Source organism: Plantibacter sp. LMC-P-059a (assembly GCF_030209505.1).
Lineage (GTDB): Bacteria > Actinomycetota > Actinomycetes > Actinomycetales > Microbacteriaceae > Plantibacter.
Genome location: NZ_JARVRZ010000001.1, coordinates 57847 through 82901 on the forward strand (window position 1 = coordinate 57847; position 25055 = coordinate 82901).

The 25055-nt window shown below is 70.2% G+C and carries 23 protein-coding genes; 5 read left to right on the forward strand and 18 right to left on the reverse strand.

The annotated features are described in order from the left end of the window. Window positions 1-76: 76 nt before the first annotated feature. The 4 genes from QRN27_RS00260 to QRN27_RS00275 all read right to left on the reverse strand — a co-directional run bounded on the left by QRN27_RS00260 (window position 77) and on the right by QRN27_RS00275 (window position 4860). Entirely contained in the window at window positions 77-1120 is a 1044-nt protein-coding gene (locus QRN27_RS00260; RefSeq protein WP_285040202.1) for an ABC transporter permease, read from the reverse strand. Next, window positions 1117-2220: an ABC transporter permease gene (locus QRN27_RS00265; protein WP_502929453.1), complete on the reverse strand. Its 1104-nt coding sequence runs from the start codon at window positions 2218-2220 to the stop codon at window positions 1117-1119. The genes QRN27_RS00260 and QRN27_RS00265 overlap by 4 nt, the downstream gene beginning before the upstream one ends. Beyond that, window positions 2217-3743: a sugar ABC transporter ATP-binding protein gene (locus QRN27_RS00270; protein WP_194669906.1), complete on the reverse strand. Its 1527-nt coding sequence runs from the start codon at window positions 3741-3743 to the stop codon at window positions 2217-2219. Before QRN27_RS00270 ends, QRN27_RS00265 begins: the two co-directional genes overlap by 4 nt. A 118-nt stretch (window positions 3744-3861) precedes the next feature. Then, complete coding sequence (locus tag QRN27_RS00275) at window positions 3862-4860, reverse strand: ABC transporter substrate-binding protein (RefSeq protein WP_056777685.1); 999 nt, start codon at window positions 4858-4860, stop codon at window positions 3862-3864. 264 nt (window positions 4861-5124) lie between these two features. Between QRN27_RS00275 and QRN27_RS00280 the strand changes: the two genes are divergently transcribed. Together QRN27_RS00280 and QRN27_RS00285 are read left to right on the forward strand one after the other, a co-directional pair. Continuing rightward, window positions 5125-6705, forward strand: coding sequence for a sugar ABC transporter ATP-binding protein (locus tag QRN27_RS00280; RefSeq protein WP_285040204.1), 1581 nt, complete (start codon window positions 5125-5127; stop codon window positions 6703-6705). Next, a complete protein-coding gene (locus tag QRN27_RS00285; protein ID WP_285040205.1) occupies window positions 6698-7744 on the forward strand; it encodes a LacI family DNA-binding transcriptional regulator in 1047 nt (348 codons plus the stop codon). The genes QRN27_RS00280 and QRN27_RS00285 overlap by 8 nt, the downstream gene beginning before the upstream one ends. An 18-nt stretch (window positions 7745-7762) precedes the next feature. Here QRN27_RS00285 and QRN27_RS00290 read toward each other — a convergent pair whose 3' ends face one another. From QRN27_RS00290 to QRN27_RS00315, 6 genes are all read right to left on the reverse strand, one after another. Continuing rightward, window positions 7763-9310 (reverse strand): GMC family oxidoreductase, encoded by a 1548-nt coding sequence (locus QRN27_RS00290; RefSeq protein WP_285040207.1) that lies wholly within the window; start codon window positions 9308-9310, stop codon window positions 7763-7765. Continuing rightward, window positions 9307-10698: an alpha/beta fold hydrolase gene (locus tag QRN27_RS00295; RefSeq protein WP_285040208.1), complete on the reverse strand. Its 1392-nt coding sequence runs from the start codon at window positions 10696-10698 to the stop codon at window positions 9307-9309. Before QRN27_RS00295 ends, QRN27_RS00290 begins: the two co-directional genes overlap by 4 nt. After that, window positions 10695-11594 (reverse strand): SDR family oxidoreductase, encoded by a 900-nt coding sequence (locus tag QRN27_RS00300; protein WP_285040210.1) that lies wholly within the window; start codon window positions 11592-11594, stop codon window positions 10695-10697. Before QRN27_RS00300 ends, QRN27_RS00295 begins: the two co-directional genes overlap by 4 nt. Window positions 11595-11694: 100 nt before the next feature. Then, a complete protein-coding gene (locus QRN27_RS00305; RefSeq protein WP_285040212.1) occupies window positions 11695-12996 on the reverse strand; it encodes a glycosyltransferase family 2 protein in 1302 nt (433 codons plus the stop codon). Beyond that, window positions 12993-13964: a hypothetical protein gene (locus QRN27_RS00310; RefSeq protein ID WP_285040213.1), complete on the reverse strand. Its 972-nt coding sequence runs from the start codon at window positions 13962-13964 to the stop codon at window positions 12993-12995. The genes QRN27_RS00305 and QRN27_RS00310 overlap by 4 nt, the downstream gene beginning before the upstream one ends. Next, window positions 13964-14893 carry a WcbI family polysaccharide biosynthesis putative acetyltransferase gene (locus QRN27_RS00315; RefSeq protein ID WP_285040214.1) on the reverse strand — a complete coding sequence of 310 codons (930 nt, stop codon included), beginning with the start codon at window positions 14891-14893 and terminating at the stop codon, window positions 13964-13966. The genes QRN27_RS00310 and QRN27_RS00315 overlap by 1 nt, the downstream gene beginning before the upstream one ends. Before the next feature lie 226 nt (window positions 14894-15119). Here QRN27_RS00315 and QRN27_RS00320 point away from each other — a divergent pair, with 226 nt between their 5' ends. Next, window positions 15120-15416, forward strand: a complete 297-nt coding sequence (locus tag QRN27_RS00320) for a hypothetical protein (protein WP_056006156.1) — start codon at window positions 15120-15122, stop codon at window positions 15414-15416. 109 nt (window positions 15417-15525) lie between these two features. Here QRN27_RS00320 and QRN27_RS00325 read toward each other — a convergent pair whose 3' ends face one another. From QRN27_RS00325 to QRN27_RS00345, 5 genes are all read right to left on the reverse strand, one after another. Then, complete coding sequence (locus QRN27_RS00325) at window positions 15526-17346, reverse strand: sensor histidine kinase (protein WP_285040215.1); 1821 nt, start codon at window positions 17344-17346, stop codon at window positions 15526-15528. Between the two features lie 71 nt (window positions 17347-17417). Next, on the reverse strand, window positions 17418-18605 hold the full coding sequence (locus QRN27_RS00330) for an ABC transporter permease (protein WP_285040216.1): 1188 nt from the start codon (window positions 18603-18605) through the stop codon (window positions 17418-17420). After that, a complete protein-coding gene (locus QRN27_RS00335; RefSeq protein WP_285040217.1) occupies window positions 18598-19305 on the reverse strand; it encodes an ABC transporter ATP-binding protein in 708 nt (235 codons plus the stop codon). Before QRN27_RS00335 ends, QRN27_RS00330 begins: the two co-directional genes overlap by 8 nt. Beyond that, window positions 19302-20345 carry a peptidoglycan-binding protein gene (locus QRN27_RS00340; RefSeq protein ID WP_285040218.1) on the reverse strand — a complete coding sequence of 348 codons (1044 nt, stop codon included), beginning with the start codon at window positions 20343-20345 and terminating at the stop codon, window positions 19302-19304. The genes QRN27_RS00335 and QRN27_RS00340 overlap by 4 nt, the downstream gene beginning before the upstream one ends. Next, window positions 20342-20956: a hypothetical protein gene (locus tag QRN27_RS00345; protein WP_285040219.1), complete on the reverse strand. Its 615-nt coding sequence runs from the start codon at window positions 20954-20956 to the stop codon at window positions 20342-20344. The genes QRN27_RS00340 and QRN27_RS00345 overlap by 4 nt, the downstream gene beginning before the upstream one ends. Before the next feature lie 115 nt (window positions 20957-21071). On the opposite strand from QRN27_RS00345, the gene QRN27_RS00350 reads away from it, so the two are divergent. Beyond that, window positions 21072-21755 (forward strand): response regulator transcription factor, encoded by a 684-nt coding sequence (locus QRN27_RS00350; protein WP_285040220.1) that lies wholly within the window; start codon window positions 21072-21074, stop codon window positions 21753-21755. A gap of 40 nt (window positions 21756-21795) precedes the next feature. Here the strand turns inward: QRN27_RS00350 and QRN27_RS00355 are convergent, their stop codons facing one another. Further along, window positions 21796-22224 (reverse strand): MarR family winged helix-turn-helix transcriptional regulator, encoded by a 429-nt coding sequence (locus QRN27_RS00355; RefSeq protein WP_285040221.1) that lies wholly within the window; start codon window positions 22222-22224, stop codon window positions 21796-21798. A 95-nt stretch (window positions 22225-22319) separates the two neighbouring features. Here QRN27_RS00355 and QRN27_RS00360 point away from each other — a divergent pair, with 95 nt between their 5' ends. Then, window positions 22320-23237, forward strand: a complete 918-nt coding sequence (locus QRN27_RS00360; RefSeq protein WP_285040222.1) for an SDR family NAD(P)-dependent oxidoreductase — start codon at window positions 22320-22322, stop codon at window positions 23235-23237. 140 nt (window positions 23238-23377) lie between these two features. Here QRN27_RS00360 and QRN27_RS00365 read toward each other — a convergent pair whose 3' ends face one another. Continuing rightward, complete coding sequence (locus QRN27_RS00365) at window positions 23378-24343, reverse strand: hypothetical protein (RefSeq protein WP_285040224.1); 966 nt, start codon at window positions 24341-24343, stop codon at window positions 23378-23380. Between the two features lie 129 nt (window positions 24344-24472). Further along, window positions 24473-25045, reverse strand: a complete 573-nt coding sequence (locus tag QRN27_RS00370) for a hypothetical protein (protein ID WP_285040225.1) — start codon at window positions 25043-25045, stop codon at window positions 24473-24475. Window positions 25046-25055 lie beyond the last annotated feature (10 nt).

A 25055-nucleotide genomic window follows, 5' to 3' on the forward strand; every position in this document is an offset into this window, starting at 1 on the left:
TTGGTTCTCCTGGTTCGGCTTCGTTGTCGAGCGGGGATGGAACGGTGGTGCTGCGGTCGCGGGGGCGACCGGGGTGTCAGGTCTTGCGCTTGCGCGAGACGACGAGTCGCTGGAGGAGGACGAAGACGAGCAGGATGCCGCCGGTGATGATCGTCGTCGCTTCCGGTGGGATGCTGCCGTCACGGGTGATGAGGACGTTCATGAGTCCGAGGACGAGCGCGCCGACGACGGACCCGAGGACGAACCCCGCGCCACCGGTGAGCAGCGTGCCACCGATGATGACCGCGGCGATCGCGTCGAGCTCCCACCCGACACCGGTGATGTTCTGGGCGATGCCGAGCTTCGAGGTGTAGACGACGGCGGCGAGGCCGGCCAGGGTGCCGCTGATGATGTAGACCATGAGCTTCGTCCGGACGACGGGCAGACCCATGAGGAGGGCCGACTGCTCCGAGCCGCCGATCGCGTACACGGTGCGACCGAGGCGGGTCTTGTGCAGGACGACGAAGGCCGCGGCGACGACGATGAGCGCGATCACGACGTTCGGGGTGGTGATGAGGTCGTTGATCTTCGGGCCGTCGATCACCTTCCACTCGGTCGAGAGCGAACGGATCGGCGAGCCGTCGTCGAGGCGCTCGGGGGTCGTGCTGAGCATCGACGCCAGGCCGCGTCCGAGGAACATCATCGCGAGGGTGGCGATGAAGGGTTGCACGTTGAAGTACTGCACGAGCACGCCTGAGAAGACCCCGAAGGCGGACCCGATGAGGACCATGATCACCATCACGGCGATCGGGTTCCAGCCCGAGTTCGCGAGCATCACCCCGACGAGACTGCTGATGGCGATGATCGCGCCGACGGAGAGGTCCACGCCCCCGGTGAGGATCACGAAGGTGAGCCCGACGGCGAGGATGATCAGGTAGGCGTTGTTGATCAGCAGGTTCGAGATGGTGCTCGCCTGGACGATGCGCCCGTAGGCGACCTCGCCGTACACGACCATCCCGATGAAGATGACGACGGCCGCCAGCGTGGGCAGCGTCTCGAGGTTCGGCGTCAGACGCGCCAGCAGCGTCCGCCTCGGGGGCGCCGACGCGTCGAGCGTCGGTCGTTCGCTGAGGGTGCTCATGCGGACACCGTTTCCTTTCGCGTGGGGACGGACGCGGGTGGCGTCGTCCGGGAGTTCCGACGGGCGAACAGGGCTCGCACCCGCTGGGACTGGAGGAGGCAGATGATCACGATGACGACCGCCTTGAAGGCCGGCGTCGCCGACGAGGGGATGGACAGGAACACGATCGTCTTGTCGAGCGTGGCGATGAGGAGTGCCCCGATGACGCTGCCGGTCAAGGAGAACTTGCCGCCGGCGAGCGAGGTGCCGCCGATGACGACGGCGAGGATCGCGTCCATCTCCGCGTTCAGGCCGGTCTTCGCGACCTCGACGGTCATGACGCTGGCCGTGCTGAAGATGCCGGCGACACCCGCCAGGACCGCGCTCACGATGTAGACCGCGATGAGGATGCCGATCGGCCGGATCCCCGCCATCCGCGCGGCCCGCGGGTTGATGCCGATGGACTCGATCATGAGCCCGAGCGCGGTGCGCCGCACGAGGACGGCGACGATCGCGACGATGACCCCGGCGATGATGAAGACCACTGGGAACCCGAACACCGTGCCGTTCGCGAGCCACCGGAAGGGCTCGTTCGTCGCCGAGGTGTTCTGACCGGAGGTGATGACCTTCGCGAGGCCTCGGCCGGCGAGCATCGTGATCAGGGTGGTGATGAACGGCTGCAGGCCGACGATCGAGACGAGGACGCCGTTCACCGTTCCGAGGAAGGCGCTGATGGCGAGCGCGAGCAGGGCCGCGACGATCGCCGTCCCGGCGTCACCACCGCTCTGGTTGCTCATGAACTCCATCGACACGGCGCCGGAGACGGCCATCACGGATCCGACCGAGAGGTCGATACCGCGGGTGGCGATGACGAGGGTCATGCCGACCGCGATCATCATGATCGGGGCGCTCGCGCGGAGGATGTCGATCGGGTTGCCCGACAGGTTGCCGGTCGTGCCGTTGACGGAGACACCGAGGTAGCCGGGGTCCTTCACGAGGTTGATGACGAGGAGCAGCAGCAGCGTCACGATTGCCCAGATGTAGGGCTGGTGGACGATGGTGCTGACGATGCCGCGGGCGGAGGAGCCGGAACGCGCCCGACCCTGACTGGTGGCGCTCACGTGGCGCTCCCTTCGGTGGCGATCAGGTCGACGATGGTGTCTGCGGTGACCTCGGGTCCGTTGACGATCTCGCCGATCTTACGATGATCCTTCAGCACGACGATGCGCTCGCTCAAGCGCACGACCTCCTCGAGCTCGGAGGAGATGAAGACGACCGACATGCCGTCCTCGGCGAGAGCGGCGATGGCCTCCTGGATCTCGGCCTTCGCGCCGACGTCGATGCCGCGGGTGGGTTCGTCGAGCACGATGAGCTGCGGCTTCGTCGCGAGCCACCGGCCGAGGAGCACCTTCTGCTGGTTGCCGCCGGACAGGTTCTTGATGGGACGTTCGGGGTCGGACGGGCGCACGTTGAGTTCGAGCAGGTACTTGTCGCACAGCTCGTTCTGCTCCCGACGGGAGAGCGGGCGGGCCCACCCTCGGCGGGCCTGCACGGCCAGGATGAGGTTCTCGCGCACGGTGAGGTCGCCGATGATGCCCTCGTCGCGACGGTTCTCCGTCGAGAAGGCGATCTTCTTGGACAGCCCGGCCATGGGGGTGTGCACCTCGGCCGGGGATCCGTCGATGGTGACGGAACCGGAGTCTGGTCGGTCGGCCCCGTAGATGAGGCGGCCGAGTTCGGTGCGTCCTGAGCCGAGGAGTCCGGCGAGGCCGACGACCTCGCCGGCGTGCACCTCGATGTCGACGGGGTCGATCGAGCCCTTCCGGCCGAGCTCGGTGGCGCGGTAGAACGCTGGGGCGTCCGCAGCGCCGGTGCGCCCGCGGTTGGAGCCGAGGGCGGCGAGCGTGCCGTAGTCCTTCCCGATCATCTTCGAGATGAGTTCGGTCCGATTCAGTTCCGACGTCAGGTACTCACCGACGAACTCGCCGTTGCGGAGCACCGTGAGCCGGTCGCTGATCGCGTAGACCTGATCGAGGAAGTGGGAGACGAAGAGGATCGCGACGCCCTGGTCGCGCAGTCGGCGCATGACCTGGAAGAGGCCCTCGACCTCGTTGGCGTCGAGGCTGGAGGTCGGTTCGTCGAGGATGAGCACCTTCGACTTGGTGACCATGGCCCGGCTGATCGCGACGAGCTGTTGCAGCGCGAGCGAGATGCTCGAAAGCGGCTGCTTGGGGTCGATGTGGCCGAGACCGAGGCCGACGAGCGCTTCGTGCGCCGCCTCGTGGGTCTTGCGCCAGTTGATGCCGAACGGTCCGCGGACCTCGTGGCCGAGCATCACGTTCTCTCCGACGGTGAGGTTGTCGCAGAGGTTCACCTCTTGGTAGACGGTGGAGATGCCGGCGCTCTGGGCGTCGGCCGTCCCGGAGAAGGAGCGCGGCCCGCCCGCGACGAGGATCGAACCGGAGTCGATCTTGTACACGCCGGTGAGGGCCTTGATGAGCGTCGACTTGCCGGCGCCGTTCTCACCCATGAGGGTGTGGACCTCGCCGGGGAAGAGGCGGAAGTCCACGTCTTGCAGGGCTTTGACGCCCGGGAACTCGATGGAGATGTGCTGCATCTCGACGATCGGCTCGGTGATTGCCATGTCTGCCTGGTCGTTCTGCCGGGTCGTCCGGCGTCGTCGCTGGGGAGCGTGAGCCCCGAGAGGTGTGGGCCGGTCGCCCGGCAGCGATGGGGGTGCGCTGCCGGACGACCGGGGTTCATCAGTACGCGCGGGTGGGAAGCGCTTCCTTGGCCGCGTCGGGCGAGTCGAACGTCACGCTCGGCACGACGATCTCGGACTCGACCGAGTCGCCGGCGAGTGCCTTCTTGACCACGTCGATGGCGGTGTCACCGAACAGCGGGTTGTACTCCGCGACGAAGCTCAGACGACCGGCCTCGAGGGCCTCGAGAGCCGCCTTCGTGCCGTCGATCGTGATGATCTTGACGTCGGTGCCGGGCTTCAGGCCGGCCTCCTCCACGGCGAGGGCTGCGCCGAGGCCCATCTCGTCGTTCTGTGCGAACACGAGCTGCACGTCGTTGTTGTTCGCCTTGAGGATCGTCTCGAAGACGCTCTTCGCCTCTTCGGTGGACCAGTTGGCCGACTGCGACTCGAGCTTCGTGAAGTTCGGGTCGATGGTCTCGTCCCAGCCCTTGTTGCGGTCGTTCACGACGGAGAGGCCGGGAGGGCCCTCGAGCACGACGTACTTCGCGCCGTCGGGGAACTGACCGTTCGCCCACTCGGCGGCGGAGCCCGAGATACCGACGTTGTCTGGGGCGATCCGGCTCGTGTAGAGCTCGGTGTCGTTCGGCTCGATGCCGCGGTCGAGGAGGACTACGGGGATCTCGGCCTCCTTCGCGCGCTTCAGGACGCTCTCCCAGCCGGTCGCCTCGGTGGCGGACAGCAGGATGGCGTCGACGCCCTCGTCGATGAACGAGGTGAAGGCGGTGATCTGCGAGTTCTGGTCGCCGTTCGTCGCCGGTGCGTACTTGAGGTCGAAGCCGTTCTCCTTCGAGAACGAGTCCTGGATGTTCTTCTCGTTCGCGGTACGCCATCCGCCCTCGGGCCCGACGGCCACGAAACCGATGGTGGTGAGTTCGCCGTCTCCACCGGCGTCGCCGCCAGCGCTTCCGGAACCACCGGAGCAGGCGGTCGCGCTGATCGCGATGGCACCGACGAGAGCGAGGCCCGCGATGGCGCGGACACGTGCTGTTCTGAACATTGATCTCCTCCTTGAGACCCGCGGTCCCGACATCGGGACGCGGTGTGAATGCGATGTGTGCTGCTGGTGCAACGCCGGTGTGCACTGATTGTTAGCGATCACAATTGCGTTGTGCTGAACATTAGCCAGGGCCTCGACACCATGTCAACAGGCAATGTGAGCCCTCACATTCCTCCGCGATGCACTCCCCCGACAGCTGTCGCTCGCGCTAGAGTCGGGGTCGTCGGCGTCCACCCGACCACCCGCCTCGATGGAGAGTCACCCATGACCACACCCGCGCCGCTCGTGCACCTGCGCGGCGTCTCCGTGCGGTTCCCGGGTGTGCAGGCCCTCGACGACGTCGAGCTCCGCCTCTTCCCGGGCGAGGTCCACGCCCTCATGGGCGAGAACGGTGCCGGCAAGTCCACGCTGGTCAAGGTGCTGACGGGTGTCCACCACCTCGACGCCGGCCGCATCGGGTTCGACGGCCGTGACGTGTCCTTCTCGAGCGTCGCCGATGCCCAAGCGCACGGGATCAGCACGGTGTACCAGGAGGTCAACCTCCTCCCCAACCTCACCGTCGCGGAGAACATCCTGCTGGGTCGTGAGCCACGGCACGCCTGGGGCGGGATCTCAGGGCGACGCATGCGCGAGCGTGCCAGGGAGCTGCTGGCGTCCGTCGGCCTCGACATCGACCCGGCGTCACAGCTGTCGACCCATCCGCCGGCCGTCCAGCAACTCGTCGCGATCGTGCGCGCGATCGCGGTGCGCACCCGGGTGCTCGTCCTCGACGAACCGACCTCGAGCCTCGACACCGACGAGGTCACCGAACTCTTCCGGATCATCTCGATCCTCAAGGCCGAGGGGGTCGCGATCCTCTTCATCTCCCATTTCCTCGACCAGGTCTACGAGATCTCCGATCGTCTCACCGTGCTGCGGGAGGGCCGCCTCGTCGGTGAGTACCTCCCCCACGAACTGCTGCGCATCGACCTCGTCCACAAGATGATCGGCAAGGAGCTCGCGACCTTCGACGAGATCCGTCGCGGGCTCGACACCTCCGACGAGGGCGACTCGCTCGACGGCGAGGAACCGTTCGTCGCCGCGATCGGCCTCGGGCGTCAGGGAGGCGTCGAACCGATCGACCTGAAGGTCTACGAGGGCGAGATCGTGGGGATCGCCGGCCTGCTCGGGTCCGGCCGGACCGAACTCGCCAGGCTCCTCACCGGGGTCGACCGGGCGGACACCGGGTCCGTGGAGGTGGCCGGCACACCGACCCGCCTCGGGACCCCGCGACGGGCGCTCAAACAGCGGATCGTCTACGCCTCCGAGAACCGGCGGACGGAGGGTATCATCGGCGAGCTCAGCCTCCGCGACAACATCGCCCTGGCCCTGCAGGCCGACCTCGGCTGGTTCCGCCGGATCCCCCTGCGGCGGCAGAACGAACTGGCCGAGAGCTACATCCAGGCGATGGGGATCCGACCCGCGAACCCCGATGCGCTCATGAAGGAGCTCTCGGGTGGCAATCAGCAGAAGGTGCTCCTGGCGCGGTGGTTGGCGCTCGCCCCGCGGCTCCTCGTGCTCGACGAACCGACACGCGGGATCGACATCGGCGCGAAGGCGGAGATCCAGAAGCTCGTCAGTCGCCTCGCCGAGAACGGACTCTCGGTCGTGTTCATCTCCGCGGAACTCGAAGAGGTGCTGCGCATCAGCCATCGCATCGCGGTGCTTCGCGACCGACGGAAGGTCGCGGACCTGCCGAACCACGATCTGACCGTGTCGAAGTTGCTCGCCGCGATGTCCGAGGCGCCGGACGAACAGGTCCCGGACGCGCGTCCGAGCCCTGAACCGGACGGACCCCGTGGCTGAGGCGTCCCGCCATGCGACGATCTTCGACGTCGCTCGGCTGGCTGGGGTGTCCCACCAGACGGTGTCACGGGTGCTCAACGACCTGCCGAACGTCCGACCGGCGACGAAAGCCCGCGTCGAGGAGGCGATCATGCAGCTGCGGTACGTGCCCTCCCCTGCAGCCCGCACCCTGGTCACCAAGCGGTCGCGCACCATCGGGCTCATCGCCACCGGAGGGACCGAGTTCGGTCCGTCGTCATCCGTCCTCCACTTCAACGCGGCCGCTCGGGACGCCCGGTGGTCGGTGTTCACGGCGAACATGGTCGACAGCGATCCCGGATCGGCACGCGCGGCCGTCGAAGGGTTCCTCCGCCAGAACGTCGAGGGCATCGCGGTCATCAGCGCCCGGGAGGGCGTCACCGACATCGTCGCCGGCATGGAGCTGAGCGTGCCCCTCGTCGCCCTGCACGCGACGCCTCGAGCGGGCCTGGTGACGGTCGGTGTCGACCAGTACGCGGGCGCTCGCGCCGCCACCGCGCACCTCATCCGGCTCGGACACCGGCGCATCGGCCATCTCGCCGGGCCCGCCGACGCCGTCGACGCGCGGGAGCGTGAACGCGGCTGGCGGGACGAACTCGCCGGGGCGGGCCTCGTCGCGCAGCTCATCGGCACCGGCGACTGGACGCCGACGTCGGGCTACGTGATCGGTCGGCGCCTCGACGAGGAGGTGACGGCGGTGTTCGCCGCGAACGACCAGATGGCGCTCGGGCTGATCCACGCCCTGACCGAGCAGGGCGTCCGCGTCCCACTCGACTTCAGCGTCGTCGGATTCGACGACATCCCCGAGGCGGAGCATCTCTCGCCGCCGCTGACGACGGTCCGCCAGGACTTCGAGCTGGTCGGCCGGACCATGCTCGCCACGCTCCTCGACCACGTCAACGGCGAACCGGTCCGGACGACGGCACCCTCGGTCCCGCTCCTCCAGGAGCGGGACTCGACGGCGGCGGCCCCGACGAACGGGCGTGTCGGCCAGGACCTCGCCCGAGCCCGGGTCGACTGAACCGGTCCTGCCTCCAGGTCAGCGAGCCGCGAGCATCCGGTCTGCGGTCCGCACGGACAACGCCATCTGGGCGAGGCCGGGGTTCGCGGCCAGAGCGCTCGGGAAGGTGGAGTTGTCGCAGATCCACAGGTTGTCGATGTCGTGCGAGCGACCGTCGCCGTCGACGACGCCCTCGGAAGGATCGGTGCTCATCCGGCACGTCCCCAGCGTGTGCGCGGTGCGTGCGAGCACCCGGGTACTGCGTGCGCCTGCCGCCGTGAGGATGTCCGTCATCGTCCGGATGGCGTGGCGGTCGATGGCCTCCTCGTTGGCTCCGGGTGAGAAGGTGATCGAGGCACGCGGCAGACCCCACTCGTCCTCCTCGGAGGCCAGCTCGACGCGGTTGCCGTCGGCGGGGAGGCACTCGGCGTTCATGCCGATACCGGCGCTGTGGCGTGACAGCTCGAGTTCGTCCATCAGCTCCGAACCCCAGAGGCCACCGCCTCGCACGAGTGTCGTGGCGTAGTTGAAGGGCATGACGCCGAGACTCTGCAGCAGGTAGCCGCCGATGAAGTCGGCATCCTTCGGACGCAGGAAGTCCTCGGTGATGAGTGCCGACGGGTAGCCGCGGTATCCGCGGATCTGCTCGTCGAACCGACCCCACACCTGGACGGCACCGTGGGCGAGGAAGTTGCGTCCCACCTGGCCACTGGAGTTGGCGATGTCGTTGTGGAGCAGGAGGCGGGGCGTCTCGATCCCACCGCCGGCGAGCACGAGCGCCTCGCACCGCTGCCGGTGGTCTGCACCGTCCTGCCGGTACACCACACCGGTGACCCGACCGCGGGCGTCGCGCTCGATGGTGTGGACGACTGCGTCCGGACGGATCTCGGCGCCAGCAGCGACGGCGGCCGGCAGGTAGGTGATGGCCGTCGTCGCCTTCGCACCGTGGCGTTCGCCCTGGTGGATCGATCCGACGTTCGTCGTCGCGCGTCGAAGGCCGTGGTGGGGCTGGTCGCGGTCGCGGGTGATGATCGCGGCGGGTGCGTCCGTCGCCCGGATCCCGAGGGCGTCGGCACCCTTCGCCATGAGGTCCGCCGGGGCGTTGCGCTGCGGCGGTGCGTACAGGTACGTGCGTGCCGGGTCCCACGGGTAGGGCGTCGGACCGGAGACGCCGATGAACGCCTCGACCTCTTCGACGTAGCGGGTCAGCTCCGCGTGGTCGACGGGCCAGTCCATTCCTTGCCCGGTGTCGCTGCGCAGACGCAGGTCGCGGGCATCGGGACGTGGGGTGAACGCGCCCCAATGCACCGTGCCACCACCGACGCCGAATCCGCTGTTGTTCGGACCGAACGCGGTCGGGGCGTCGCCGCCGCTGAACCGGCTGGACATCCAGTTGATCGTGGTCGCATCGACCTCGTCCGGCGTGGATTCGGCGGGATCGTGGTTCGGCCCGGCTTCGAGGGCGACGACACGGAGGCCCTGCGCGGCGAGGCGTGCGAGCAACGGCGCACCTCCCGCTCCGGTCCCGACCACGACGACGTCGACGCTGTCCTCGAGCTCGTACGTCTGCATGGAATCGAGGTTCACGCGGTGTCCTTCTGCGTCTGGTCGAGCGGGGCGACGCCGAGGTCGGAGGGCTCCCACTCGTCTCGGGTGTCTGCGGCGAGTTGCTGGTAGCCGGCGAAGTCGACGTCCTCGGCTCCGGTCGCGAAGCCGTCGTAGCCGACCCGCGCGAGGGACGCCGGGTGGATGAGCCATTCCCGCACGAGGTCGACGCGCAGGTCCTCGAACCAGCGACGCAGCTCGTCTCCCGCCACGGTCCCGCCGGGCACGCCCTTCCCATCGATGACGTCGCGGATCATCGCGTCCTGGCCGTCGGGTGAGGTCGGCCAAACCGGCAGGAGCTCGTCCAGGCCGACGCGGTAGGCCTCATCGTCCGTCAAGGCCCCCATCGGCCGCCAGCCGTCGCCGCCGCCTGCTGCGAGGTCGGTGTCGACGCGCGCGGCGAGGTCGATCGCCCCGCCGACCGGCTGCGGCACGAGCCGCGCGGCGATCTGTCGGAGCAGGTCGAGCTGCTCCGGCTCCAACACACGCGATCGGTATGCGGCAGCGTCGGGCAACGCCCGTCGTGCAAGGGCACTCCGGACGCGCGTCGTGGTCCGTGGTGAGGCGATGACGCGCCCCCACTCGGCGGGCACCACCGCGCTGTGGACGATGATCTCGTCCCACAGCTCCGTGATCGCGTGGGCGACCTCGATCGGGCGTTCGAGCGGGAGCAGGTGTCCTGCTCCGGCGAGGGGGACGAATCGTGCACGCGGGTAGACACCGGACAGCAGGTCCGGCTGCACGGCGGCTCCGAGCGCGTCCTCCTGGTCGCCCGCGAGGACGGTGCACGGGAGGTCCAGGACGCCGACGGACGAGGTGGTGTCCTCCAGACTGCCCTGCTCCAGCCAGCGTCGCCACGCCACTGGCGACATGGCCTGCACGGACGCGACGGTCGGCTGCTGGAGCTCGGCCGGCAGCGGTGCACCCACGTTGTCGTCGACGAAGGTCTGCGCATCGGCTTCGGCGATGGGGCCGTCCTCGACCCAGGCGAGCATCTGGCTGCGCTTCTCGTCGGGCATCGGTTCGGGTGTCGGTGGCGACGGTGCGAGGAGGACCACCCCGAGGAGACCGAAGACGGGCACGTCGCCGTCCCGGACCCGGGACGCGATGCCGGCAGCGATCTTCCCGCCCATGCTGTGCGCGCACAGCAACCACGGGCCGCCGTCGGCTTCGTCCGCGATCACCGCGAGGGCGGCGTCGATCTGGGCGGACACCGAACCGTCGGGCGCGTCGGCCGATCCGCCCTGACCTGGGAGGGTCACGGGGACGACCCGGAAGCGGTCACCGAGCTCATGTGCGAGGGGCTGCGCCGCCGCCGCGTCCAGGCCGAGCCCGGGAAGGAAGAAGACCGTGCACTCGGCCGCGGTCACGGAGTGACCATGCCACCGTTGACGTTCAGCGTGGCACCGGAGACGTACCCGGATTCCGCTGAGGCCAGGTAGACGTAGGCCGGCGCGAGCTCGGCAGGCTGCCCCGCCCGCTGGTAGGTGTTCTCGTCGTCGAAGTTCGTCATCTGCTCGTCCGACACGCCGTCGGACACCTGCAGCGCGGTCCAGACGGGGCCAGGGGCGACCACGTTGACGCGGATCCCTCGGTCGGCGAGCTGTAGGGCGAGACCCTTCGACAGGTTGTTGATCGCGGCTTTCGTCGCGGCGTAGTCGAGCCGGTCGGGCGACGGCTTGTAGGCCTCCAGCGAGGCCGTGTTGACGATGCTCGCGCCGGCGCCGAGGTGCGCGAGCGCCGCCTTGGTGATCCAGAAGTTCGCGAAGACGTTGGTCCGGAAGGTCTCCTCGAACTGTTCGTCGCTGAGGTCCTCCACCCGGTCGACGGCGATCTGCTTGCCGGCGTTGTTGACGAGGATGTCCAGACCGCCGAGGAAGTCGGCGGCCTCCGACACGAGTCGGCGGCATTCGGCGGCGTGCGAGACGTCGGCGGTGATCGCCAGGCCGCGTCGCCCGGCTTCGTCGATGAGTCCGAGCACGTGCTCGGCGTCCTCCTCCTCACCCGGAAGATGCGCGATGACGACGTCGGCACCCTCCCTGGCGAACGCGATCGCCGTCGCGGCGCCGATGCCGGAGTCGCCTCCGGTGATGAGGGCTTTGCGACCTTCGAGTCGTCCGCTCCCCCGGTAGCTCGATTCGCCGAGGTCGGGAACCGGCGTCATCCGGGCCTGGACGCCGGGCTCGGGCTGGTGCTGCAGGGGCGGTTCGACCCGGGCGTATCGGGTCACAGGATTGGTCAGCTCGTACTGGTCATGCGGGGACATGACGACCACGCTAGACGAGTGACCGGTCGACCTCGGTGGGGTTGCGCTCGGGCCGTCAGCCGGTCATGAGACCGGGCGGACGACTCGTGTCGGGGACCCGTCAGCAGAACGACGAGGGTCCGCCCCAGCCGCCGACCCAGGCCTCGAGGCGAGGGTCGGACCGCAGCGGGAACACGCCCTCGGCGACGAGCCGTTCCGTCGTGAACGCGGCAGGGCCGCCCCAGCGCTGCGCTCGACGCGTGGCGCGCCGTGACCGCAGGGTGCCGAGCGGGATGCCTTCGTCGTCGACGAGCTCGATGGTGCCCACCTCGCCCGTTCCGAGGCGTCCGACAGCGTCCGTGATCCACGCCGGGTCGAGGACGACGACGGGTCGCTCGAGGTCCCACGTCACGCGCGCGTCGGTCTGATCCGATCCGATGACGACGCGCGGGTCGTCCCGGAGCTCCGGCGCTCCGTCGTCCTCGAGGACCAACCTGGCCTGCGGGAAGGCGGCGAGGAACGAGTCGGCCGCGATGAACCGGGCGGCCCTGCTGTGCGCACCCCGCAACCGCATCACGACGTCGGCCGTGTTTGACCACAGAGCCCTCGGTGCTGAGCCAGGGACGGGGATCGCCGAGAGCAACCGCATCGTCTGGGCGTTCGCGCGGTCCAAGCCGGAGTCGGCGCGCCCGGCCCACTCCGGGCCGTCGTGCCAGGCCACTGCAGTGGAGACGTGGGCGAGCACGGCACCGGCCTGCCACATCCGGTGCGCCCACTCCCAGTCCTCCCCGCCGTACGACGTGAAGGACTCGTCGAAGCCGCCGACCTCGTCGAACATCGTGCGCGAACACGCGATGACCGCGCCGATGACGAACCGGTAGGACCGGTCGTCGGCCTCGAGCAGGTCGTGCGACCTGGCATACGCCTCGGCGAGCCAGGCGGGTTCGGCGAGTTCACGACTGGCCGCAGCTTCGACGACGGGCACGTCCGGGTCGATGCCCGAGAAGTCGGCGTGCCGACGACGGCCCACGGTGACGGCCTCGGGCAGCAGGGCCGGCAGCCGGGTCAGCGCACGGACGTAGCCCGGCTCCGGGACAGTGTCGGCATCGAGGAAGCACAGCACCTCACCGCTGCTCGCCCGCACACCGAGGTTGCGGACCGCCGCCAGGCGGAAACCCTGGTCCTCCTGCCGGACGAGGATCACGTCGTCGGGCACGTCGACCACACCCGGTGAACCGTCGTCGGCGACGACGATCTCCAACAGCTCGCGCGGGTAGTCCTGCGCGGTGAGGGCGTGCAGCGTGCGCCTCAGCTCGCCGGGCTGGTCGTAGTGCGCGACGATCACCGACACCCGAGGGAGCAGATCGGGCTGGATCCCGTCGAGTGTGTCCCAACGGTTGCCGACGACCCAGGGCCGCCTCATGCGTCCAGCCCGTTCCACCAGCGCAGGTAGGAGTCCGTCGCCTCCGTCCACGACATCGGCAGCCGCCGCAAGCCGTGCCAGGTCCGCTGCGGCTGTTCGGCGGCGCTGCGGACAGCGACCGCGAGGTCCGATTCGTCGACGGACGTCAACGCACCCGGGCGCAGGGCCGCCATCTCGTCGATGTACCGGTTGCGCATGGCCACCGGCCGCCGACCCCAGCCGATCCAGGACGCGAGCGATCCGGATGCGGAGACGTGTCGGTGCGCGATCACGGGCACGGCGACGGCTCTCCCCCGCCGGGCGATCTCCGCGTCGTCGAGCCAGCCGGTGACCTCGACGCCGACACCGACGGCACCGGCACGACGGATGAACGCCTCGAGGTCCGCGGCGTGTCCGTCGGAGGCACGACCGAGGACCGTCAGCCGGGTCATCCCGGCGGCCGCTGCGGCCGCGGCCGCCTCGTCGTGCCCCTTGCCGGGGTAGAAGAAGCCCAGGACGCCGACGGATCCGTCGGACTGCTGTCGCTGCTCGCCGCCCTGGAGTTCGACGGGCAACGGGATGCGGGCGACCGGTCCAGACCAGACGCCCTCCTCGCGGAGCAGTTCCCGCTCGTGGTCACTGTTGATGACCACACCCCGCGCGGCCGCCGCGACTCGGGCGTAGGCGGCCCGCCGTCGTGGGAGGTTGTGCGCCCCGTCGGAGGCCTGCGGGACGTCGTGCAGGGTGACGCTCACTCGCAACCGTGCTGCGAGCTGGACGAAGCCGTCGGCGGCCTGCTCCGGTGACCCGCCCCAGAGGCGGTCGGTGAAGTGCGCGTGGACCGCGGTGCCGTCGGCGAGGCGGTCCAGGCGTGCCGTGTCGACCCTGCGTATGGTCGGATGCCTCGCGGCGACCTCGCCGGCCAGCTCCCGCGCGTAGACGGCGACGCCGTGGTTGCCGTCGTGGACGAGGAGGAGTGGTGCCACCATCACGCGTCACGCCAGACGGCGAGGAGGTCCGTCAACCTGCCCACGGCCGCTGTGACGAGGCCGGGGTGGGACGCGTACCAGTCGGTGTGGGCTGCGCGAACCTCGGCGTCGTCGATCTCGGCTCCGCCCACGATCCAGTGGTCACGAGGCTGGTCGGCGAGGGACCACGCGTCGACGACCTCGGGAAGGAGGGGTGCGTGCACGGCGTTCAGCAGGGGCCGACCCGGATCGGTGACGGCCCCGTCGAGGCCCAGTGCTTCGAGCACCCTCACGCCGAGGGGCAGCCAGATCGCGTTCCCGGGGTGGTTGACGGTGCGGACGTGATCGGCGGTGACCTCGTCGAACAGGTCGGAGACCGCCACGTCGGTGAGCGCTTCGCGGGCGCGGAGCACCTCGAGCGAGGACTGACCGATCGCCCGCACGGCGTCCGGCGGCAACGCCGACGCGATAGGGATGCCGGCAGTAGCGGCAAGCGTCCGGACGTCGTGGTAGTCGACGATCGGCAGGCTCTCCTCGAACGCCGGGATCCGGATGGAGGCCTGGAACGGGTGCAGTCCACCGAACCGCACCGGCGGCAGGGTCAGGACCCGACCACCGGTGGCGGCTGCCACCTGCCGGGTTCCGAGGGGCAGCCCGTGGTAGTCGTCGCGCACCGGCTGCGTCACGACACTATGGGCGCTCCGCACGACCTCGTGGAGGCGCTCGGCGTCCTCGGCCGTCATCTCGTGCACGGCGGGCACGCGCACGAACCGTCGTTCCTCGGCGTCCATCACCGTGCGGAGCGACTCGGCCTGACAGTTGCCGAGCACCACCCCGAAGTCGGCCGGAAGCGGTGCGAGCCCGTAGAACTCCGCGTAGTGCCGTCGACGCGCCGACACAGACGTCTCGGTGGGCGCGCTGGTGGTGCCCGGGTCGGCGGTGAGGCTCATGCTCCGACCGTATACCGTCGCCGGAGACGGGAGGATCCTGCGGTCATGAGGTTGCGCGGGGCACTTCCGTCTGCCAGGCGGTGGGCAGACGCCCCGCCGGCTTGGAGTCCGAGCGACGAGGATTATCGGCGATGACAACCGTTATCGATTACATGAAGACATTGCAATCCGTTTATGTATGTGGTGCGATGGATCCATCGCCGGACCTGAACCTGAAGGAGCACCCATGAGCACCACCGAGATCCACGCCGAGCACACCCTCGCCGACCACACCCACGGAGCCGACTGCGGCCACGAGGCCGTCGCGCACGAGGACCACACCGACTACGTGCACGGCACGCACCACCACGCCGAGCACGGCGACCACTACGACGAGCACGAGAGCGTCGCCGAGCACACCGTCACCGACCACGCCCACGGCGACGACTGCGGCCACGAGGCCGTCCAGCACGGGGACCACGTCGACTTCGTCCACGAGGGCCACAAGCACGCCGCCCACGGCGAGCACTACGACGAGCACTGAGCCCGTTCCAGCTGAACGGCTGAAGGCCCCGACCAGACGGTCGGGGCCTTCAGGCGTTCCCGGGCCGCCCTCTGACCGGGCAAGCCGGGCGGGGCCAGGATCCGACGTCCTACTCCCCCGCGCGCGACGCCCCACGTCGGTGAGCCTCCGCGGCCGGGAGGACAACCTCGAAACGGCTGCCCTCGCCGAGGGTGCTGCGCGCGGTGAGCCGGCCCCCCAGCGCCTCGGCGAGGCCGCGGGCGATCGACAGGCCGAGACCGGTGCTCCGTCCGGCGCGGACCCGCGACGGCTCGCCACGCCACAGCCGGTCGAAGATCCGTGGCAGATCCGCCGCGGGGATGCCCTCACCGGTGTCGACCACCGCGATCCGCACCGTGCCGTCGACGAGCTCCGCGTCGAGGTCGATCCGCCCGCCCGCCGGGGTGTGCCGCAAGGCGTTCGACAGCAGGTTGTCGAGGATCTGCCGCAATCGGGCTGGATCGGTCTCGAGGCGCAACGGCCCGGCGATCTGGACGTGCAGCGCGACCTCGGAGGTCGCCGCGCGCACCCGGTACGCCTCGGCGAGGTCCCGCACGACCACCGCCGCATCGCACCTCCGCAGGTCCAACACGAGGTCCCCGGACTCCGCCAACGCGAGCAGCTGCAGGTCGCCGGTGATCCGCTCCATCCGCCCCGCCTCATCCAGCACGAGCCGGCGGAGGGCCGCGTCGTCGAGTCCCAGTCCGTCGTCCGCAGCCTCGACCCAGCCACGGATGTTCGTCAGCGGGCTGCGCAGTTCGTGGGCGATGTCGCCGAGCAGGCGACGGCGGGAGGCCTCGTGTCCGGCGACCTCACTCGACATGCGGTCGAACGCCGCTCCGACGCCGGCGAGGTCGTCGCCCGCGGGGAGCTCCGCGCGGGCATCCCGATCGCCGGCGCTGAACCGCTCGACAGCAGCCTCGAGCCGGCGTGCACTCCGCAGGGTCGGGACGATGATGAGTGCCGCCGCCGCCGACAGGAGCGCCAGCAGCACCACGATGAACCCGGCGACGCGGGCGATCGATCCGGGACTCGCGTCGAGCGGGCCGCGAACGTCGCCGCGTTCGTCGGTGAGCACCAGGGTGACGGGGGGCGCCGTCGTGGCCTTCGCCTGATCGATACGCGCCTGGAGCAGGCACGCCGCTGCGGTGTCGTCGCCGGTCGGTACGGTGCGCAGCGCGAGTCCCGTGGGGGCGATCGAGGGCGACAGCGCGAGTTCGACGCTGGTGATCAGCGGGGCGTCCGCCGCGAGCAGGCACGTGTTCGTCCGATCACGGAGATCGTCGAGGGCGATCTGCTCACTCGGTAACGGGGCATCGAGCGCGGCGCGGCCGCAATCCGGGGCATCCTCGTCACCCGAGACGACCGGTCGGCCGGTCGTCCACACCGCCGTCTCGCCGACCGCCTCGCCCAGACACCTCACCACCGCGTCCGCCTGCCGGGCGAGCTCCGCACGCTGCGTCCCATCGAGCAGGAACGGCCCGGTGATCCCGTCGGGCAGCCCCACCTCGGACGTCACCGGATCGGCTCGGAGCGCGAGCGGGTCGAGCAGCCGGGTGGCCCGCGCCGGGCGAGGCAGCTCGGGTGCGGTGTCCGCGATCACCGTCCCGTCGCCGTCGAGCACGGCGATGCGGCGTCCCGTCTCCTGACCGAGGACCAACAGCGTCGACCCGACGTCGTTCCAATCCGTGTGATGCCCGGCCCAGACCGTCAGCGCGTCCATCACCTGCTCGTCCCGCATGAGATCGGCGCCGGACGCCTGCTCGTCGTACCGGTACTCCGACGTCTGCGCGAGCCAGATCGTGCCGCCCACCGAAGCCAGCACGAGCAAGAGGCCGGCCGCGAGATAGCGGGCGAGGAGCCGCGGTACGCGTCGGCGCCCCACCGTTGCCGCTCCGCCGCTGTCAGTCATGTCGTCAGCCATGCTCTCATCGCTTCCCGTCCCGGTTCGCATCCGTGCCCCCTCATCGTCACGTCACGCGATCAGGTCGCGGCGAGGGCCGCAGTCGGCGACTGCCGGGCGGCACGGATGGACGGGGCGAGCCCGGCGACGGCACCGGTCACCAGCGCAGCGGCCATCCCAGACAGGATCGTCTCCACTGGGACGACCAGCGGCCAGTCCTGCAGACCACTCCACGCCCAGGTGCCGAGCAGACCGAGCACCACACCCGTCGCACCACCCAGCGCGCAGAGCGTGATCGCCTCCACGAGGAACTGCGCCTGGATCTGACCCCGGTGTGCGCCGAGCGCTCGCCGCAATCCGATCTCCCGGCGACGTTCGAGCACGGAGACGAACATCGTGTTCGCGACGCCGATGCCACCGATGACGAGCGCGACGGCGGCGAGTGCGAGGAACAGGCCGTCGAAGCTCGACCGGGCAGCGGCCTTGGCGGCGAGCACGGCCGAGGGCTGACTCACCTGCACGAGTCCGCCCGCCCCCGGCGAGAGCGTGGCGGCGACGACGGGACGGAGGGCGTCGATGGACGCCTCGACACCGGTGACGTAGGCGACCGTCGGTGCGCCGTCGAAGCCCAGCCAGCGTCGTGCGGCAGCGTCATCGACGAGCACTGCGGACTGCACGTCGGCGGACAGCGGCGTCTCCGCAAGCACGCCGACGACGGTGAACGCGACGCCGCCGACATCGATCGTGACCGGCCGATCGGGCAGCCGCGACAGGCCCAACCGCTCGGCTGCGTCGACGCCGAGCACCGCCGTCGGCAGGTCGGTCCGGTCGAGCCAGCGACCGGAGGTCACCTGGGTCCGCAGCACCCCACGGAGGTCGCCGCGAACGGCGAGCGTGGTCAAGCCGGTCTCCGGGTACCCGCGGAACACGTTGCTGCGAACGGGGGCGTGGGTGTTGCCGACCGTCGCGGCGTCGGTCACGGTTCCGATGCGCTGCAGCATGCCGAGGGCCTCATCGGGCAGCGGGACGGGCGCTCCGTCGGCGCCGGCACGGGGATCGGCCCGCAACAGGTCCGCCCCGAGTGCCGTGAGCTGCTCGTCGAGTGCGGCCTGCGAGGACGCGGGCACGGCGGTGACGGTCACGAGGGTCGCGATGCCGATGGCGATGCCGATCGTCGAGAGCACGGCACGCAGGGGTCTGGTTCGGAGCCCGACCGTGCCGACCTCCAGGAGATCTCGGACGTCGAGACGTCTGCGGGGCTCACGCATGGGCCATCCTCTCGGTGTGTGCATCGATCTCGGTGTCGGCGATGATGCGACCGTCGCGCAGCTCGATACGACGCGGCAGCTGTGTGGCCAGCTCGACGTCGTGGGTGATGACGACGACGGTGGTCCCCTCGTCGTGCAACCGTTCGAGCAGGCTGAGCACGCGCTCGCCGTTCGCGGTGTCGAGGGCGCCGGTCGGTTCGTCCGCGAGGACGACGAGCGGGTCGGCCACGATCGCCCTGGCGATGGCGACCCGCTGCCGTTCACCGCCGGAGAGGTCCTGCGCCGCATGCCCGATCCGGTGCCCGAGCCCTACTCGCTCGAGTGCCGCGCACGCGAGGTCACGGCGTTCCCGTCTCGGAACGCCGCTGTAGAGCAGTGCCGTCACGACGTTCTGTTCGGCGGTCACGCCGTCCGTCAGGTGGAAGCCCTGGAAGACGAACCCGATCGAGCTCCCCCGCACGTCGGACAGCGCCCGATCCGTGAGCTCACGGGTGTCGACCCCGCCGATCCGGACCACGCCGGAGGTGGGCCGGTCGAGCGTGCCCAGCACGTTGAGCAACGTCGATTTGCCAGCGCCGGATCGCCCGACGATCGCGGCGAGCTCACCGGCGTCGATCCGCAGGGAGACGTCGTCGAGCGCGGCGACCCCGCCGGGGTGGATGCGACTGACGTGCTCGAGTTCGAGGGCCGGCGTCGTCATCGTGCCGACACCACGGTCATCCCGGCGTCGATCCCAGCACCGCTGACCTCGACGCGGTCGTCCGCGATCAGCCCGACCTCGACCCCGTGGAGTCGACCGCGTTCGTCCTGCAGGGCGTACCCGCCTTCCGCGAGCGCGACGAGGGCCGCCACAGGAACGATCAGCACGTCCTGCACGGATCGGGTGGCGACGCGGACGGTCACCGCGGCCGCGTCGACACCGTCGAGCGCGGCCTGATCGTCGATCGCGACGACCGCACGGACCTTCGCCTCGGCTCCTTCACCGGTCGTGGTCACCGTGACGATGGATCCGCCGACGGCGCGCCCGTCGGGCAGCTCGATCGTGGCCTTCGCGCCGGCGCCGATGACGCCCGCGTCCTTGGTCGGGACCGACGCCTCGACGACGCGCGTCGTGGGCGTGACCGTCAACGGTTGTCCACCCGCCGGGTCGCCGAGGCGTGCGGTCACGGCGGCGATACGACTCGGCGCACTCAAGACGATCGCGTCGGCGGGTCCCAGCGAGCCGGTGCATTCCAGGCCGAGCGATTCCTGCCAGTCCCGCACGGCTTCGCCGAACGCCTCCCCGGTCTCGAAGTCCGCCGGATCACTCCGGCTGAGGTATCCGAGCTCCATGAGGTTCGACGCGACCATGCTCACGTCCGCCCCCTCCATCCCGGAGCCGTCGATCGCGCGATAGAGCGGCAGCTCGCCGATCAGCACCGCGACCGGTCGCTCGTTCGCGCGGAGGGCCACGGATCCGCGGTCGAGGACACCGCCGACCGGGGGCAGGCCGGTGATGACGCCGTCGGCCTTCGTCGTCACGGGCACCGCGGTACCGAACCCGACGGCGCCGTCGAGGCGGGCGGTCTGGACGAGCTCTCCCCGCTCGACGACCACGGTGGCCGGCGCGGCCGTCGGCTCGACCGGAGCCGCATCGGCCGCGGGGCGGAGCAGCAGGGTGGCTCCCCCGGCCCACGTCACGAGGACGGCACAGAGGACGAGCGAACCGATGAGTACGGTGCGCCGTCGCGGCCGCGTCATTCGGCGCTCCCGTCCGAGGTGGAGGCCATGCAGGCGTCCACGTACTGCATCCCGAGCGAGATCGAGGTGGCGTCGTTCGATTCGCCGCCGAAGGCGAGGTTGATCCGGCCGAACGTATCCGCTTCGGTGATCTCGACCTCTCGCACGCCGCGGTCGCGCAGGCAGTCCACCACGCGCTGCACGAACCGCAGCGCATCGGGGTTCTGCGCGTCGAGCTCCCACGGGGGCAACGGCGCCACGCGCAGACAGAGCGCCTCGGCCTCGGCGACCCCCACGAGATCCTCGGCGACGCCGCCGCTGACCGAGCCGCCGTCACCGCCCGTCGGAGCGTCCGGCATCGCCGGGCCGTGATCCGCGAGACAGCGGTCGCGCGGCTTCCAAGCCTCCGCCTCCTCCTCGTCCGACATGTCGAGGCGCAGGCGCACGGGCTCGCCATACTCCGCGAAGAGCGGGTCGACGGCCTCGGTCGGGGTCGGTGCGGCGGTCTCCAGGGTCGCGATACCGCCGTCGGCCCCCTGGTCGGCGGCGGGCGCAGAGCAGGCGGTGAGTCCCGCCAGGAGCGCCAAGGCGCCCGCTGCGGCGGTCAGGGTTCGATGGATGGTGCGTGGCACGGTTCCTCCTCAGGTATGGACGGCTGCGACCCACCCTCGTCACCGGATGTGAGCGACTTGTGAGCGAACCGTGCCGAGCCCGACCGCATGCCGGGCTCGTGCCTAGGATCGGAACGTGACCAGGGTCTTGATCGTCGAGGACGATGCACTGCAGTCGGAGCTCGTGCGCCGCTACCTCGAACGCGAGGGGCACGACGTGACGGTGCTCGCGGACGGTGCCGAGGCGCTCGCGGAGGTGCGCCGCTCGCCACCGGATCTGCTCGTTCTCGACGTGATGCTCCCCGGCGCCGACGGCCTCACGGTCTGCCGGACGCTGCGCGAGGAGGAGTTCGACCTCCCGATCCTCCTGCTCACCGCCCGCTCGACGGAGAACGACCTGCTGCTCGGGCTCGAGCTCGGCGCCGACGACTACCTCGCCAAGCCGTACAGCCCCCGCGAGCTCGTCGCACGGGTCCGCGCGCTCCTGAGACGCGCGCGCCGCACCGTGACCGCGTCGACGGTCATCGCGGTCGGCGACCTCGAGATCGACCCGGACCGGCATCGGGCCACCCTCGGGGAGCGACCGCTGGACCTCACGCGTGCCGAGTTCGACCTCCTGGAGGAGTTCGCCCTGCATCCCGGTATCGTCCTCAGCCGTGCCCGCCTGCTGGACCGGCTCCACGGCACGGACCGCTGGATCGGCGACCGCACCATCGACACCCACGTGAAGAACCTCCGGGCGAAGATCGAGACCGATCCGCGGCGTCCGGCCAGGCTGGTCACCGTCTACGGCGTCGGGTACACCCTCCACGCCGGCTGAACGAGGCGCGGACTCCGTCCACGTTGCCGTCGCAATCGCGCTACGAGTCCGAGCGCGCAGCCTTCGCGAGGAGGCGACCGACCACCGCGAGTTCCGGCTGGGTGAGGCCGTTGAGTGGACTGTGCTGGAGCACCGCCTCGATCATCGACGCCCTGACGGTGGTCCCGCGCGCCGTCAGGGAGACCACGCGCTGCCGGCGATCCGAGACGTCCGGGAGCCGCGCCACGAGCCCGCGCTGCTCGAGCTGCCCGTAGAGGAACGTCGCGTTCTGCGGGGTGCAGTGCACGCGTGCGGCGAGTTCCTTCATCGGCAGCGCATCCGCTTCGGGATCGACCATCCACAACGCATACGCGGTGTTCATGGTGAGGCCCAACTCGTCGAGCGCTGGCGTCACCGACTCCGTCGTTCGGGCCGTGACGTCGTACGCCGCCAGCAGGGCGGAAGCCGTATCCGCGGTCCTCAGGTCCATGGGGAAACCGTAGCAGCTCCTTCGAGACTTGAAGTGTTATGGTCGGCAGGTGATTCAAGACTCGAAGCATATTCCCAACCGAAGGGCGTCCTCCCATGACCACTGAACGACTGGACTCCCGCGTCATCGCGGTCACCGGAGCCACCTCGGGCGTGGGGTACTTCATCGCCGAACAGCTGGCCGCGCTCGGGGCCGAGGTCATCGTGATCGGACGCTCCCCGGCTCGAGCACGCACGGTGATCGAGCTGCTCCCCCGACCGCACCGCCATCGTGCTCTGACGGCCGACCTCGACGACGTCGACACCGTCCGGTCGGCGGGTGCGCACCTGGCCGAGCTCGACCGGCTCGACGGACTCGTGCTGAACGCCGGTGTGGTGGGCCCGAGCCGGACGCGTCGGGTCGGGCCGTTCGGCGTCGAGCACACCATGGGCGTCAACCACCTCGCTCACACGGAGCTCCTCCGCCACGCCCTGCCCGCGCTCGAGCGGACGGTCGGCGCCCGGGTCGTCCACCAGGGCAGCCTCGTCACGGCGACCCATCCCTTCGACCGGTCGGACTGGCTCTCCGAGCGCGACTACCGACCTCGCATCGCGTACACCAACTCCAAACACGCCGTGCAGCTGTTCGGATTCGAGCTGGCCCGTCGGCTCGAAGCCCAGGGCCACTCGACGCGGTCGATCGTCGTGCACCCCGGAGCCGCCATCGACGCCCTCACCCTCGACCGGTCCGGCGTCCACCGGCGCAGCGCACTCCTCAGGGCCGCAGCGGCCGTGATCGGGCCGCTCTTCTCCCGGATCGTCGCCGGCAAACACGAGGCGGCCCGCTCGGCGGTCCTCGCCGCGAGCACTCCCGAGCTCCCGTCGCTGGCGTACATCGGTCCGGAACGGCGCGAGGTCGGAGCCCCTCGGGTGGTCCCCGCGCCGCCCATCAGCCTCGATCCGGCACTTGGGGCCTTCATCTGGGAGGAGACCGAGCGGCTCATCGGAGCCCCGATCCTCTCCGCGAGCTCCTGAGCCCGGGCATCGAAGCCGCCATGTCGAGGCGGTGGCGATGGAGCTGACCGCCCCCAGGCCGGGGTCGGTCTCGGACAGACCGCGTGACCGTGCTCTCGTGCGCCAGACAAGGACGGGCCGGACGGCACCGCGCTGCGAGCCTATGGCGCCTGGGTCGGCTGCGAACTGCTCGTCGGCTCGGGGGTGAAGGCGATCGCGCCGGCCGGATCGCGGGTCAGCACGCCGGTGTAGGAGACGGTCGTGGTCCGGAGCGCATCGTCGGAGAACCGGACACGGAAGGACGACGTCGCGTGGTACTCGCCGTCGATCAGCGTGATCTCCGGCCCAGGCTCACGGAACCACTGCGCGGTCACGGACTCCGCCAGCGGTCCCGGCAGCGAAGCGGTCAGTTCCGTCGGACAAGATGGCCCGACGAACCGCTCGGCCGCGCATGCCGCCTGCAGCCCTTCGACCGCGGCGGCGAGTGCCGGCTCGACATCCGCCGTGAATGCCGGCGAGAAGCTGAAGTCGGCCTCGCTCTCGTCTCCTCCGAGGTTCGGGACGTAAGCGGTGAACGCGTCGTCCGTGCCGAGCAGTCTCGTCAGGCCGGTCGGATCGTCGTACCTCACCCCGTAGGCGCCGGGAAGGAGTCGGAGCTCGGTGCCATCCTCGACGAGCGGGTACTCCAGCTGGTCGTTCACCGTCACCGTCGCGGCCGACTCGATGCCGCCGATCGTGATCGGGGCGTCGCCCCGCCAGCCGGTGATCCGGAGCTCCCCGTCCTCGCGCGACACCGAGAGTTCGAGCGTGCCAGGTGCTTCGGCACCGTCGAACGTGTACTCGACGGTCGCCCTGAATCCTCCGGAGTCATAGCCCCTGGTCTCGACGATGCGTGCGTCGGCCGGCAAGGCGTCGGATGCGCGGTAGAAGTCGTCGTCGATGAACTCCTCGGGGAAGTCGATCGTGGTCAACGCCGCGGCCTTCGTCGCTTCACCCGCTTCGAGGTGTGCGAAGAACTCCTCGACGAGAGCGGTGCTCCCGGAATCGTCCGTGTCGATCCCCCGTGCACATCCCGTGAGCGAGACGGCGATGGCGAGCACGCCGACGAGCGCTGTGCGTTTCCTCATGGCCACACGCTACTGGTCCTGCACCGTCGGACGGATGGGGACCGCTCCCCATCCGCCGTGCCGACCGCACTCCGGCAGGACTGGTCACCAGCGCCAGCCTCGCTGGGTCCGGCCCCACGAGACACCGGGTCACCTGCCCGCAGGAACGACCACCATGACGGACATCAGCACCGTCGCCACCGTCATCGCCGCGATGTCGAGCGAACCGTCCCGCACCCACCGATGTCGCGTGCGGCCGCCCTCCGGCCCACCGTGCAGACGGCGGGCGATGGCGACCGCGGCGAACCCCGCGTAGGCGAGCGTGGAACCGCCGAGCACGAGTGCGAGCATCGGTCCGGTCGCCGCATGGGTGTGCGCTGCGGTCGCGACCGTGCCACCGCTCGGTCCGGTGAGGACCAGTGCCGCCGCCATGAGCACGAGCCCGAGACCGCGATGGGCGGCCATGACGAGGGTTCCCGCCGACGGCCGGGCGCGGTGCTGCACGGACGCATGCGCGCTGACCACCAGCGCCAGCAGCACCAGGATCGCGCCCCACACGACCGCCGGGAGCACTTCGGAACGAACGGCGATGTCGGCCATCGCGAGGAGCATCGCCAGCCCGACGACCACGCCCATGACTCGATCACGCCGCGCCGAGCCGAACGCGCAGCACAGGCTCACCGAGGTGGGGACGAGCATGCCGCCATGCAGGATCTCGATCACGATCGCCGCG

Bases quoted from the DNA above. Each gene is read 5' to 3' on its own strand.
- QRN27_RS00260 (WP_285040202.1), bottom strand. From the start codon at position 1,120: ATGAGCACCCTCAGCGAACGACCGACGCTCGACGCGTCGGCGCCCCCG.
- QRN27_RS00270 (WP_194669906.1), bottom strand. From the start codon at position 3,743: ATGGCAATCACCGAGCCGATCGTCGAGATGCAGCACATCTCCATCGAG.
- QRN27_RS00275 (WP_056777685.1), bottom strand. From the start codon at position 4,860: ATGTTCAGAACAGCACGTGTCCGCGCCATCGCGGGCCTCGCTCTCGTC.
- QRN27_RS00280 (WP_285040204.1), top strand. From the start codon at position 5,125: ATGACCACACCCGCGCCGCTCGTGCACCTGCGCGGCGTCTCCGTGCGG.
- QRN27_RS00300 (WP_285040210.1), bottom strand. From the start codon at position 11,594: ATGTCCCCGCATGACCAGTACGAGCTGACCAATCCTGTGACCCGATAC.
- QRN27_RS00305 (WP_285040212.1), bottom strand. From the start codon at position 12,996: ATGAGGCGGCCCTGGGTCGTCGGCAACCGTTGGGACACACTCGACGGG.
- QRN27_RS00310 (WP_285040213.1), bottom strand. From the start codon at position 13,964: ATGGTGGCACCACTCCTCCTCGTCCACGACGGCAACCACGGCGTCGCC.
- QRN27_RS00315 (WP_285040214.1), bottom strand. From the start codon at position 14,893: ATGAGCCTCACCGCCGACCCGGGCACCACCAGCGCGCCCACCGAGACG.
- QRN27_RS00320 (WP_056006156.1), top strand. From the start codon at position 15,120: ATGAGCACCACCGAGATCCACGCCGAGCACACCCTCGCCGACCACACC.
- QRN27_RS00325 (WP_285040215.1), bottom strand. From the start codon at position 17,346: ATGACTGACAGCGGCGGAGCGGCAACGGTGGGGCGCCGACGCGTACCG.
- QRN27_RS00330 (WP_285040216.1), bottom strand. From the start codon at position 18,605: ATGCGTGAGCCCCGCAGACGTCTCGACGTCCGAGATCTCCTGGAGGTC.
- QRN27_RS00335 (WP_285040217.1), bottom strand. From the start codon at position 19,305: ATGACGACGCCGGCCCTCGAACTCGAGCACGTCAGTCGCATCCACCCC.
- QRN27_RS00340 (WP_285040218.1), bottom strand. From the start codon at position 20,345: ATGACGCGGCCGCGACGGCGCACCGTACTCATCGGTTCGCTCGTCCTC.
- QRN27_RS00355 (WP_285040221.1), bottom strand. From the start codon at position 22,224: ATGGACCTGAGGACCGCGGATACGGCTTCCGCCCTGCTGGCGGCGTAC.
- QRN27_RS00360 (WP_285040222.1), top strand. From the start codon at position 22,320: ATGACCACTGAACGACTGGACTCCCGCGTCATCGCGGTCACCGGAGCC.
- QRN27_RS00365 (WP_285040224.1), bottom strand. From the start codon at position 24,343: ATGAGGAAACGCACAGCGCTCGTCGGCGTGCTCGCCATCGCCGTCTCG.